A 12,162-nucleotide genomic window follows, 5' to 3' on the forward strand; every position below is an offset into this window, starting at 1 on the left:
GGCGGCAGCATGCGTCCGCCGCCGCCGTCGCGCATGCCGTCGAAGCCGGCCCAGCCGTTGGCGTAGGGGTATTCCTCCAGCCGTTCGAGTTGCAGGCCGGCGCCGAGCAGGGCGCCGATCACATCGGCCAGGCCCCACTGGAACTCGTAGCTGGGATGAGGGTTGCTGAAGTTCTCGACGCCGGCGCGGTAGCCGGAGGGCGCCAGGCTGGCGCCGGACTCGGCGACATAGTCGCTGACGCCGCTCTCGGCGATCGGCTCGCGGCTGAAGTAGTCGTAGGCCGGTTGCCAGTGTGGGTCGAAGTACAGGGCGAAAGGGTGGAACTCCACCAGGACGAAGCGCCCGCCGGGAACCAGTACCTGGGCGATGCCGTCGGCCCAGCGCTTGAGGTCGGAGAGCCAGACCAGCGTGCCGTAGGAGGCGAAGACCCGTTCGAAGCGTTCGCCGCGGGTGGCGGCGACGGGCAGCCAGCGGAGGATGTCGTCGCGCTGGAAGTCGGCGGCGATGCCGCTGTCGCGGGACAGCTGGCGGGCGAAGTCGATGGCGCTGTCGGCGATGTCGACCCCGGTGACGCGGGCGCCAAGGCGCGCCAGGCTCAGGCTGTCCTGTCCGGCGTTGCATTGCAGATGCAGCAGGCGCAGGCCGTCGAGATGGCCGAGCAGTTGCAGTTCCTCGGGATAGAGCGTGGAACCGCCGTTGCGGAAGAAGGCGGCCTGGTCGGCCTTGTGGCTGTTGTGCGCCCGGGTGGCGGCGTTCCACGACAGCCGGTTGGCCTCGTGCAGGTCGGATCGCATGGTTCGACTCCTTCCCTGGAGTGCGCCACCGCGCGGATGGCGGGTCCGGGGGATTACATGTCCTTGATGCTGCGCACCTGGTCCTTGTTGACGCGGGTGCGCTTGCCGTCCAGTTGCTCCAGTTCGTAGAAGCCGGAACTACGATCATAGCGCGGGGTATCCACCGCCTGGATCTCGCGGCCATCGTTGAGGGTGACGATGGTCGGGGTGGAGCAGCCGGCCAGGACGGCGAATGCGGACGAGAGCAACAGGGCGGGCAGCAGACGGGAGGTCATCGGAATTTTCCTTCGGACGGTTTTCGAGGCGGCGGATTCTACTCCAGTCGCGGCGCAACCGCTCTAGCCTGGATCACAGCGGCAAATTTCCGCTGCGATCGTACGTCTCTTCCGGTGAGCCGCCCGGATGGCGGCGCCTATTCGAAGGGAGATTCCATGTCTGCCGTTTCCACCTCGTTGTTGCTTTTCCTCAACCTGCTGACCCCGGCCCAGGCCGCCCAGCCCGTGCCGCTGGCCGATGGCCGCATCGAGATCGCTGCCGGCGAGAGCCGCCAGCGCTACCTCGACCTTGCCCCCGGCGAGTTGCAGTTGCTCGACCTGGAGGTCGACCGCGGCCGCGTCCGCCTGCGCGCCACCACGCCCGACGGCAAGGCGTTGCGCGCGACGGAGCTGGCCGGACGCCAGTCGCTCGGCCTGCAGGCCGGCGAGCGCCAGGGCCTGCGCCTGACCTTCAGCGCCGACGAAGACACCGCACTGACCCTGACCCCCACCCAGCGCCTCACCCCGCAGACCCCGGCGCTTGATTCGCCGGCGCCGCAGAGCCCGACCCTGCAACGCCTGCAGGCGGAGCTTGCGGAAAAGCGCCCCGGCGCGCTGAAGGCGTTCTGGAAGCAGGTGGCGAAGCAGGGCACGCCGCTGGTGGAGCCGCTGGATGCCGAACGTGTGCTGGTCACCTTCCTCTGGCGCCAGCAGCGTCCCGGCGACGTGCGCCTGCTGTGGCCGACCCCGGAGGTCAACACCCGCCGCTTCGAGGCCCTGGCCGGCAGCGACATACGCTACCTGAGCCTGCCGCTGCGCCGCGACGCGCGGGTTTCCTACCAGCTCAGCGCCGACCTGCCGGATCTGCAACAGGCCGATCGCGGCACCTTGCGCCTGGCGTTGCAGGCGGCGGCACGGCCGGACCCGCTGAGCCGCACGCCGTGGCTCAACAGCCGCGCGCTGCCGCGGGCCGAGCAGGCCTCGCTGGTGCAGCTCGGCGGCGCCCCTGCCGAGACCTGGGACCAGCCGCGCAAGGACGTGCCGCGCGGCAAGGTGGAGCGCCTCGGCTATAGCAGCCAGGCCCTGGCCAACCAGCGCCAGCTGACGCTCTACACGCCGCCGGGCTACGACCCAGAGGGCCAGCGCTATCCGCTGCTGGTGCTGTTCGACGAGGACCACTACGCGCGCGACGTACCGACCCCGACCATCCTCGACAACCTGATCGCCGCCGGGCGTATCCGCCCGACCCTGGCGGTGATTGTCGGCAATGTCGACGCCAGCAGCCGGGGCCGCGAGCTGCCCTGCAACGAGGCCTTCGCCGACATGCTCGCCCACGAGCTGCTGCCCTGGTTGCAGCAGCGCTATGCATTGAGCGAGGAGCCTGCCGATCGCGTGCTTTCCGGTTCCAGCTACGGCGGGCTGGCCTCGGGCTGCATCGCCTACCGTTACCCGGAACGCTTCGGCAAGGTGCTGAGCCTGTCCGGCTCGTTCTGGTGGGGGCCGGACGAGCAGCAGCCGCAGTGGCTGGTACGGCAGTTCGCCGCTGGCGAGCGTTTGCCGCTGGCGTTCTTCCTCAGTTCCGGCCTGCTCGAGGAGCCCGAGGCGGACGGCATTCTCGGCAGCAACCGCAGCCTGCGCGCGGCGCTGCAAGGCAAGGGCTACCCGCTGCACTACCGCGAGTTCCCCGGCGGTCACGACTACGCGGCGTGGAGCCTGGAGCTTGCCGAAGGGTTGCAGGCCTTGTTGCCGGCGCATTGAGCCGGCTGGCTGGCGTGGGGCGGATAGCCGCTTGCGGTTATCCGCCGTGCTGCGGCCTGGAGGTGGGGGAAGGCTGTCCGGAGCGTATTCGCAATGCCCACCGCGTTGCGGAATCGGAAAAAATCGTCCAGGGCCATTTGCCAGCGTCGGCGGATAGGGGACAATCGGCGTTCGCCTCAATCGAACGACAAGGATGTTCTCGATGCGCCGACTCTTGCGCCCGGTATTCTGCGCCGCGCTCTTCTGCCTGTACCCAGCGCTGGTCCAGGCTGCCGCCGAAAGCGAAATCCTCGGCCTGTTCCAGCGCTGGCAGGCCGCCCACGGGCAGCGCAGCGGCAAGGCCCTGGAAGGGGTCTATGCGCCGCGCCTGGACTACTATGGCCGCGCGCAGACGCGCGAGCGCACCCTCTCCGCCAAGCAGGCCTTCTTCGCCCGCCATCCCGACTTCGAGCAGCGCATCGTCGCTGCGCCGCAGATCGTGCCGGGCGACCAGGAAGGCCGCTACGAGGTGCGCTTCGTCAAGCAGGTACGCCTCGACGGACGCCTGCGCAACTATCCGGGGCTGCTCCTGGCCGAGCGCGCCGGGCCGGGCGATACCTGGCGCTTCGTCGGCGAGAGCGACGAGATCACCCGCTACGCCGTCGACCCGCGGTACACCCCGCTGGCTCGCGGCCGCTTCGCCGGTACCGAAGCGGATTTCGCCTGGGTAGTGGCCCACGCGCCGAACAGCGCCGCCTTGTGCGACGAATACGAGGATTGCCGCTGCGACCTCTGGAGCGCCGACGCGCGCGTCCCGCCCAAGCCGCTGGGCAGTTGCACCGGCGCGGTGCTCAGCGTCCTCGGCGGCCTCGACGACAGCGGCCGCGAGCGCCTGCAACTGCTGCGTACCTGGTGGACCAGCACCTGGACCAAGTCGTCGCTGCTGGAAATCCGCGATGGCCAGTGGGTGCGGGTGCTGCCGGACATCTCCACCACCTGGGACGATGCCGAGGCCGAGCTGGTGCTGTACAAGGCCGACCCGCAGCAGCCGGGCCGAGTGCTGGTGACCGAAACCGTGATGGACGACGAGGGCGACTGGAGCCACCACACCCGCAGCGAGACGCTGCGCCCCGTACCCTGACGCCGGCCCCTTGGGCTGGGCGGCGCCAGGCCGTACAATCGACGGCTTTATGGCGAGCGTCGCCGCAGTCCAGGTTCCCGCATGCGCATCCACGTCTCCTTCATCGACCGTGTCGGCATCACCCAGGAGGTGCTGGCGCTGCTGGGCGGGCGCAACCTGAACCTGGACGCGGTGGAAATGGTGCCGCCGAACGTCTACATCGACGCGCCGACCCTCAGTCCCGAAGTGCTGGAGGAACTGCGCGCAGCGCTGCTGGGCATCCGTGGCGTGCAGGCGATGACCGTGGTCGACATCCTTCCCGGCCAGCGCCGCCGCTTGCAGCTCGATGCGTTGCTGGCGGCGATGGCCGATCCGGTGCTGGCGGTGGACGGCAAGGGCCTGGTGCTGCTGGCCAACCCGGCCTTCAGCGAGCGCTGCGGACGCGACCCGGCCGGCGAGCGGCTGGCCAGCCTGTTCGACGATGAAACCCTGGAGGATGCGCTGGTCGAGCAGGGCTTCCGCCTGCCGCTGCGCGAAGTGACCTTCATGGGCCAGGCCCTGCTGCTCGATGCCACGCCGATCACCGAAGGGCCGGGCGAGGGCGAGCGGCACCTGGCCGGCGGCCTGTTGACCCTCTACGAACCGAACCGCATCGGCGAGCGCCTGGCTGCCTTGCACCATGACCATGCCGAGGGGTTCGAGATGCTCCTCGGCGATTCCCAGCCGATCCGCACCCTGAAGACCCGTGCGCAGCGCGTGGCGGCGCTCGACGCGCCGCTGCTGATCCACGGCGAGACCGGTACCGGCAAGGAACTGGTGGCGCGCGGCTGTCACGCCCTGAGTGCGCGGCACAACTCGCCGTTCCTGGCGCTGAACTGCGCGGCGTTGCCGGAGAACCTGGCCGAAAGCGAGCTGTTCGGCTACGCCCCCGGCGCCTTCACCGGCGCCCAGCGCGGCGGCAAGCCAGGCCTGCTGGAGCTGGCCCACCAGGGCACGGTGTTCCTCGACGAGATCGGCGAGATGTCCCCCTATCTGCAAGCCAAGCTGCTGCGCTTCCTCAGCGACGGCAGCTTCCGCCGGGTCGGCGGCGACCGCGAGGTGAGGGTCGACGTGCGGATCCTCAGCGCCACCCACCGCAACCTGGAGAAGATGGTCGCCGAGGGCAGCTTCCGCGAGGACCTGTTCTACCGCCTCAACGTGCTCAGCCTGGAAGTCCCGCCGTTGCGAGAGCGCGGCCACGACATCCTGCTGCTGGCGCGGCACTTCATGCAGCAGGCCTGTGCGCAGATCCAGCGCCCGGTGTGTCGGCTGGCGCCGGGCACCTACCCGGCGCTGCTGAGCAACCGCTGGCCGGGCAACGTGCGCCAGTTGCAGAATGTGATCTTCCGCGCCGCTGCGATCTGCGAGAGCAGCCTGGTGGATATCGGCGACCTGGAGATCGCCGGCACCGCCGTGGCGCGGCAGAACGACGGCGAGGTGGGCAGCCTGGAGGAGGCGGTGGAGGGCTTCGAGAAAGCCCTGCTGGAGAAGCTCTACGTCAGCTATCCATCGACCCGCCAGTTGGCGGCGCGCCTGCAAACCTCGCACACCGCCATCGCCCACCGCCTGCGCAAGTACGGCATCGGTCCGCGCGCCTGAAGCGGGCTCAGCCCTCGCTGGAATACACCGGCTTGCCGGCGAACCAGGTCTTCAGCACTTTGGTTTCGCCCAGTTGCGTCTCCGGCACCTCGAACACGTCGCGGTCAAGGACGATGAAGTCCGCCTGCTTGCCCGGCTCCAGGCTGCCGATCCGGCGCTCCAGGCCGATGGTCCGCGCAGCGTTGCGGGTGTAGGCGTAGAACATGGTCTGGCGGTCCAGGCGTTCGCCGGCATTGAGCACGCCCTGCGGGCCCTTGCGGGTCACCGCCTGCTGGATGGCCTTCCACGGCGACAGGCTGGACACTGGCCAGTCGCTGGCCCCGGCGATGGTCGCGCCCTTGCTCAGCAGGGAGTGCGCCGGGTACTGGTAGCGGTAGGCGAAGGCGCTGATGTAGGGCTTCATCAGGTCCACCGTGGTTTCGTCGGCGGCGGCCCAGTACAGCTGCATCGAGGCGATCACGCCGAGCGGCCTGAAGCGCTCGAATTCCTTGGGATTGACCAGTTGCAGGTGGGTGATCGAATGGGCGATGCCGCTGTCGCGGTCGCGCCGCGCCTGCTGCATGCCGTTCAGCGCCTCGCGCACCGCGCGGTCGCCGATGGCGTGGACGTGGACCAGCCAGCCGCGGGCGTCGGCGGCGCTGACCAGTTCGCCGAAGTGCGCCGGGTCGATCAGCAGTTCGCCCGTCTTCCTGCTGTTGCGGTAGGGCTCGAGGAGCGCGGCGGTCTGCGCCGGGTATTCCGGTACGCCGTCGGCGAACACCTTGATTCCCGGCAGGGTCAGGTTGGGGCTGCCGAGGAAGCGCTGGCGCACCTTGTCCAGCACCTCGAGGTCGGCCGGCCGGCTGCGTGGGTTGGCGACCAGGAGGGCGGCGACGTGGGCGCTGAGTTCGCCGCCCTTGGCCAGCCGCTGGTAGACCGGTAGCACGCCGACGGTGTTCTCGTCGGGCCTGAGGCTGAACAGGGCGTCGCCCGGCGAGCCATTGGCGGCCGGGTCCATCCATGCGGTCAGGCCCAGCGAGTTGCTGTAGCGCACCGCGCTGCGTCCGGCTTCTAGCATCTGTTCCGCGCTCGGCGCCGGCAGTACCGCGAGCACCGCGTCGAGACCAGCATCGGCGAGGAAGCCGTTGGGGGTGGCGTCGGCGTCGTGGCCGATGGTGTTGCGCTGTTCCTTGGGCAGGGCGCGGACCCGCGCGGCGTCGATGCCGGCGCGTTTCAGCATGGCGGCGTTGGCCCAGCCGGTGTGGTGGTCGCTGCCGATGAAGGCCAGCGGCTGGTCGGCCCATTCGCCGTGGTCGAAGCGCGCGCGGAAGTCCTTGACCTGGCTCCAGTAGGCGGTATGCATGCCGCTGACATTGAGCATGTCGCCATGTCGCGCCTTGCCGTTGTCGCGCCAGGCGCGCAGGCGCCGTTCCAGTTCGTCGAGGCCGACCTGTTCGTTGCCCATGTCCGCGCCGGCCAGCTCCAGGCCGCCGAACACCGCGTGCGAATGGGTGTCGATCAGGCCGGGCATCAGGCGCTTGCCGCCGAGATCGACGACCTGGCTGTCGCCATCGGCCAGGGCGCGCAGCCCGGCCTCGTCGCCGACCGCGAGGATCCGCCCGTCCTCCACCGCCAGGGCCTCGGCGAAGGGTTGCTGCGGATTGGCGGTGAAGATCCTGGCGTTGACCACCAGCAGGTCGGCGGCGCCGAGGGCGTGCAGGGGGATGGCCAGGCAGGCGCCGGCGAGGAGGGTGGGAATCCGTTGCTTCATGGTGGTTTCCTTTGCTTCTTGGTCTTGTGTAGCGTGGCCCGGGCAAGGCGAGACTAGCCAAAGCGCCGGCCCGGCAGAACCGGGCGCGGCGCACAACACTTGTGCCGGAACGGAAGGAGTCGATGGACAAATTGAATGCCCTGGCGATGTTCGTCGCCACTGCCGAAACCGGTAGCTTCAGCCGTGGCGCCGAGCGCCTGGGCAAGACGCCCTCGGCGCTGACCAAGGCCGTCGCCCACCTGGAAGCGGAACTCGGTGCCCGCCTGTTCGAGCGCACCACCCGCAGCCTGGCGCTGACCGAGGCCGGGCAGATCTACCTGGAGGCGGCCCGCCAGTCCCTGGAAACGCTGCGCACGGCGGGGCAGGAGATCGAACTGCTGGAGTCGGAGTTGCGCGGCGAACTGCGTCTCGCCGCGCCGCCGTCGTTCGCCGCGGCGTTCCTCCAGCAGGCCTGCGCCAGCTTCCTCGAGGCGCATCCGCGGATCAGCCTGCGGGTGGACCTCGACGAAACCTTCCTCGATCTCAGCGAAGGCGGCTACGACCTCGGCCTGCGCGACGGCCCCATCGACCTGCCGGGGCTGGTGGCGCGGCCGCTGGCGCCGAACCAGATCGTGCTTTGCGCCAGCCCCGCCTACCTGGCGCGGCAACCCGCGCCGCAAGGCCCGGAGGACTTCGAGCGGCACGCCTGGCTGGTCTTCCAGCACCCTTCGCTGAACCAGAACTTCTGGTGGATGGAACGCGACGGCGCCCGCCAGCGTATCGACCAGCCGCGCCCGCGACTGGCCAGCGACAACTACGACTTCCTGCTCGCCCACCTGCTGGCCGGGCTGGGCCTGCAGTTCTGTCCGCAGTGGAGTGTCGCGCCGCTGCTCGGCGAAGGGCGGTTGGTGCGCCTGCTCGGCGACTACCACTTCGACCCGGGGCCGTTCGGGCCCTCCATCCATGTCCTCTATCCGGGGCACCGGCGCAACACGCGGAAGGTCCGCGCGTTCCTCGAGCACCTGCGCGCCAGCTTGCAGCGACAGGGGCTGTGCCATCGGCTGTAACGCTTCGGTTACGAGCGGAACGAATTCGTTCCGATTGCCGGAAAAACCTTTGCTGTCAGGCGTTTGCGCTCTGGTTCGGGAAATGTCCGGCGGGTCTGTAACGAAAGCGTTCCATGGCGGCCCTGTCCGGGTTTCCCCCGCGCCCGGCCACGCCCCGTGGCGACAGGGCCGGGGCCGCTTGGCACCCTGCTTGCTACGGGCTGCCGCAGAACAAAGTCCCGTCCCGACCGGGCGACCCGCTGACAATGAGGATCCAGCATGAGCAAGTTGCGCTTTACCACCGACCACGAATGGCTGCGCCAGGACGACGACGGGCTGCTGACCGTCGGCATCACCGCCTACGCCCAGGACGCCCTCGGTGACGTGGTATTCGTGCAGTTGCCGGAACTCGGCGAACACGCCGCCGGCAGTGAAGTGGCGGTGCTGGAGTCGGTCAAGGCCGCCAGCAACATCCTGATGCCGCTGGACGGCGAGGTGGTAGCGATCAACGACGCGCTGCCGGACGCCCCGGAGCTGGTCAACCAGGACCCACTCGGCGAGGCCTGGTTCTTCCGCTTCCGTCCGGCCGACGCCGGCGCCTGGGAAAAGCTGCTCGACCAGGCCGCCTACGACCGCCTGCTGAACGCCAACGCCGACGCCTGAGGATCCCGTCATGACCGATAACCTGAACCTCGGCACCATCGACCTGGGCACCGACGACGAATTCATCGCCCGCCATATCGGCCCGCGCGCCGCCGACACCCAGGCCATGCTCCAGCGCCTGGGCTACGACTCGCTGGACACGCTGATCGGCAACGTGATCCCGGACAGCATCAAGGGCAGCAGCGTGCTCGACCTGCCGGCCGGCATGGGCGAGGCCGAGGCGCTGGCCAGCCTGAAGGCGATCGCCGCGCGCAATCGCGCGTTGCGTTCCTTCATCGGCCAGGGCTACTACAACTGCCACACCCCGGCACCGATCCTGCGCAACCTCCTGGAGAACCCGGCCTGGTACACCGCCTACACGCCGTACCAGCCGGAAATCTCCCAGGGCCGCCTGGAGGCGCTGCTGAACTTCCAGACCCTGGTCAGCGACCTGTCCGGCCTGCCGATCGCCAACGCCTCGATGCTCGACGAGGCGACCGCCGCCGCCGAGGCCATGACCTTCTGCAAGCGCCTGTCGAAGAACCGCACCAGCCAGGCATTCTTCGCCTCCCGCCATTGCCACCCGCAGACCCTCGACGTGCTGCGCACCCGTGCTGAGCCGCTGGGCATCGAGGTGGTGGTCGGCGACGAGAGCGCCATCGAAGACTTCTCCGCCTACTTCGGCGCGTTGCTGCAATACCCCACCTGCGACGGCGAGATCGTCGACTATCGCGAACTGGTCAGCCGCTTCCATGCGGTCGATGCGCTGGTCGCGGTGGCCGCCGACCTGCTGGCGCTGACCCTGCTGACCCCGCCGGGCGAGTTCGGCGCCGACGTGGCCATCGGCAGCGCCCAGCGCTTCGGCGTGCCGCTCGGCTTCGGCGGCCCGCACGCGGCCTATTTCGCCACCCGCGACGCCTTCAAGCGGGACATGCCGGGACGCCTGGTCGGCGTCTCCATCGACCGCCACGGCAAGCCGGCCTACCGCCTGGCCATGCAGACCCGCGAGCAGCACATCCGCCGCGAGAAAGCCACCAGCAACATCTGCACCGCCCAGGTGCTGCTGGCCAACATCGCCAGCATGTTCGCCGTCTACCACGGCCCGCAGGGCCTGCTGCGCATCGCCCGGCGCACCCACCGGCTGACCGCGATCCTCGCCGCCGGCCTGGAGCGCCTGGGCGTGGCCGTCGAGCAGAAGCATTTCTTCGACACCCTGAGCCTGGCCACCGGCGCGCGTACCGCGGCGATCCATGCCAAGGCCCGCGCCGCCGGGATCAACCTGCGCGAGATCGATGCCGGCCGTCTCGGCCTGTCGCTCGACGAGACCGTCCGCCAGGCCGATGTGGAGACCCTCTGGGGCCTGCTGGCCGAAGAGGGCCAGGCGCTCCCGGACTTCGCCGCCCTTGCCGCCAGCAGCGGGGACCGCCTGCCGGTCGAGCTGCTGCGCCAGTCGGCGATCCTCAGCCACCCGATCTTCAACCGCCATCACTCGGAAACCGAGCTGATGCGCTACCTGCGCAAGCTGGCGGACAAGGACCTGGCGCTGGACCGCACGATGATCCCGCTGGGCTCCTGCACCATGAAGCTGAACGCCGCCAGCGAGATGATCCCGGTGACCTGGGCCGAATTCGGCAACCTGCACCCGTTCGCCCCGGCCGAGCAGAGCGAAGGCTACCGCCAGCTCACCGACGAACTGGAGGCGATGCTCTGTTCCGCCACCGGCTACGACGCCGTGTCGTTGCAGCCCAACGCCGGCTCCCAGGGCGAGTACGCCGGCCTGCTGGCGATCCGTGCCTACCACCAGAGCCGCGGCGACAGCCAGCGCGACATCTGTCTGATCCCGTCCTCCGCCCACGGTACCAACCCGGCTACCGCCAGCATGGTCGGCATGCGCGTGGTGGTGGTGGCCTGCGACGCGCGCGGCAACGTCGACGTCGAGGACCTGCGCAACAAGGCCAGCGAGCACAAGGAACGCCTGGCCGCGCTGATGATCACCTATCCGTCCACCCATGGCGTGTTCGAGGAAGCGATCCGCGAGATCTGCGCCATCGTCCACGACTGCGGCGGCCAGGTGTACATCGACGGCGCCAACATGAACGCCATGGTCGGCCTGTGCGCCCCGGGCAAGTTCGGTGGCGACGTTTCCCACCTGAACCTGCACAAGACCTTCTGCATCCCCCACGGCGGCGGCGGCCCGGGCGTCGGCCCGATCGGCGTGCGCGCGCACCTGGCGCCGTTCCTCCCCGGCCACGCTCGCGGCGAGCGCAAGGAAGGCGCGGTGAGCGCGGCGCCGTACGGCAGCGCGAGCATCCTGCCGATCACCTGGATGTACATCCGCATGATGGGCGGCGAAGGCCTCAAGCGCGCCTCGGAAATGGCCATCCTCAATGCCAACTACATCGCCCACCGGCTGGAGGAGCACTACCCGGTGCTCTACGCCGGCGGCAACGGCCTGGTCGCCCACGAATGCATCCTCGACCTGCGTCCGCTCAAGGACAGCAGCGGGATCAGCGTCGACGACGTGGCCAAGCGCCTGATGGACTTCGGCTTCCATGCGCCGACCATGTCCTTCCCGGTGGCCGGCACGCTGATGATCGAGCCCACCGAGAGCGAGTCGAAGGCCGAGCTGGACCGCTTCTGCGACGCGATGATCCGCATCCGCGAGGAAATCCGCGCGGTGGAACGCGGCGAGCTGGACAAGGAAGACAACCCGCTGAAGAACGCGCCGCACACCGCCGCCGAACTGCTCGGCGAATGGAACCATGCCTACAGCCGCGAGCAGGCCGCCTATCCGCTGGCCAGCCTGGTGGAGGCCAAGTACTGGCCGCCGGTGGGCCGCGTCGACAACGTCTACGGCGACCGCAACCTGACCTGCTCCTGCCCGCCGATCGAGGCGTACAGCGAGGAGTGACGGACGAGGAGGGCGCCGCCAGCGGCGGCGTCCTCGCGTTTCCGGCGATACCCCTTTCCCGGCGCCGCGCTTGCGTAGCGGCGCCGCGGCCACGCTCGCGCCAGCGAGCGTCCTGACACCGACACGACAAGAGGCCAGCGCCATGTTCAGCAAGCACGACCAGCTCCAGGGCTACGACGACGAACTGCTCGCCGCGATGGACGCCGAAGACCGGCGGCAGGAAGACCACATCGAACTGATCGCCTCGGAGAACTACGCCAGCAAGCGGGTCATGCAGGCGCAGGGCAGCGG

Annotated in this window: 9 protein-coding genes and 1 pseudogene; 7 read left to right on the forward strand and 3 right to left on the reverse strand. The window is 69.4% G+C overall.

From position 1 onward, the window contains the following. Both HMPREF2581_RS19680 and HMPREF2581_RS19685 read right to left on the reverse strand, forming a co-directional pair. Positions 1–794, reverse strand: a 794-nt coding sequence (locus HMPREF2581_RS19680) for a class I SAM-dependent methyltransferase (protein ID WP_070867369.1), incomplete at its 3' end; no start/stop codon positions are given. Positions 795–847: 53 nt separating this feature from the next. Beyond that, positions 848–1,069 carry a YgdI/YgdR family lipoprotein gene (locus HMPREF2581_RS19685; RefSeq protein WP_003089729.1) on the reverse strand — a complete coding sequence of 74 codons (222 nt, stop codon included), beginning with the start codon at positions 1,067–1,069 and terminating at the stop codon, positions 848–850. A 156-nt stretch (positions 1,070–1,225) separates the two neighbouring features. On the opposite strand from HMPREF2581_RS19685, the gene HMPREF2581_RS19690 reads away from it, so the two are divergent. The 3 genes from HMPREF2581_RS19690 to HMPREF2581_RS19700 all read left to right on the forward strand — a co-directional run bounded on the left by HMPREF2581_RS19690 (position 1,226) and on the right by HMPREF2581_RS19700 (position 5,543). Beyond that, positions 1,226–2,806 carry an alpha/beta hydrolase gene (locus HMPREF2581_RS19690; RefSeq protein WP_003139194.1) on the forward strand — a complete coding sequence of 527 codons (1,581 nt, stop codon included), beginning with the start codon at positions 1,226–1,228 and terminating at the stop codon, positions 2,804–2,806. A gap of 202 nt (positions 2,807–3,008) precedes the next feature. Continuing rightward, positions 3,009–3,926, forward strand: a complete 918-nt coding sequence (locus HMPREF2581_RS19695) for a hypothetical protein (RefSeq protein ID WP_003139196.1) — start codon at positions 3,009–3,011, stop codon at positions 3,924–3,926. 81 nt (positions 3,927–4,007) lie between these two features. Further along, a complete protein-coding gene (locus HMPREF2581_RS19700; protein WP_003105794.1) occupies positions 4,008–5,543 on the forward strand; it encodes a sigma-54-dependent transcriptional regulator in 1,536 nt (511 codons plus the stop codon). A gap of 7 nt (positions 5,544–5,550) precedes the next feature. Here HMPREF2581_RS19700 and HMPREF2581_RS19705 read toward each other — a convergent pair whose 3' ends face one another. Beyond that, the gene (locus HMPREF2581_RS19705; RefSeq protein ID WP_003139199.1) at positions 5,551–7,293 is read right to left on the reverse strand and encodes an amidohydrolase; all 1,743 of its coding nucleotides are present in this window, start codon (positions 7,291–7,293) and stop codon (positions 5,551–5,553) included. 122 nt (positions 7,294–7,415) lie between these two features. Between HMPREF2581_RS19705 and HMPREF2581_RS19710 the strand changes: the two genes are divergently transcribed. From HMPREF2581_RS19710 to glyA, 4 genes and pseudogenes are all read left to right on the forward strand, one after another. After that, positions 7,416–8,339, forward strand: a complete 924-nt coding sequence (locus tag HMPREF2581_RS19710; RefSeq protein ID WP_003089722.1) for a LysR family transcriptional regulator — start codon at positions 7,416–7,418, stop codon at positions 8,337–8,339. A 258-nt stretch (positions 8,340–8,597) separates the two neighbouring features. Beyond that, the gene (gcvH, locus tag HMPREF2581_RS19715) at positions 8,598–8,981 is read left to right on the forward strand and encodes a glycine cleavage system protein GcvH (RefSeq protein ID WP_003089718.1); all 384 of its coding nucleotides are present in this window, start codon (positions 8,598–8,600) and stop codon (positions 8,979–8,981) included. 10 nt (positions 8,982–8,991) lie between these two features. Further along, positions 8,992–11,871, forward strand: a complete 2,880-nt coding sequence (gcvP, locus tag HMPREF2581_RS19720; RefSeq protein WP_003139201.1) for an aminomethyl-transferring glycine dehydrogenase — start codon at positions 8,992–8,994, stop codon at positions 11,869–11,871. 142 nt (positions 11,872–12,013) lie between these two features. After that, positions 12,014–12,162 (forward strand): annotated as a pseudogene (glyA, locus tag HMPREF2581_RS32350) (serine hydroxymethyltransferase); the annotation flags it as partial.

Source organism: Pseudomonas sp. HMSC057H01, assembly GCF_001836405.1.
In the GTDB taxonomy this organism is placed as follows: Bacteria; Pseudomonadota; Gammaproteobacteria; order Pseudomonadales; family Pseudomonadaceae; genus Pseudomonas; species Pseudomonas aeruginosa.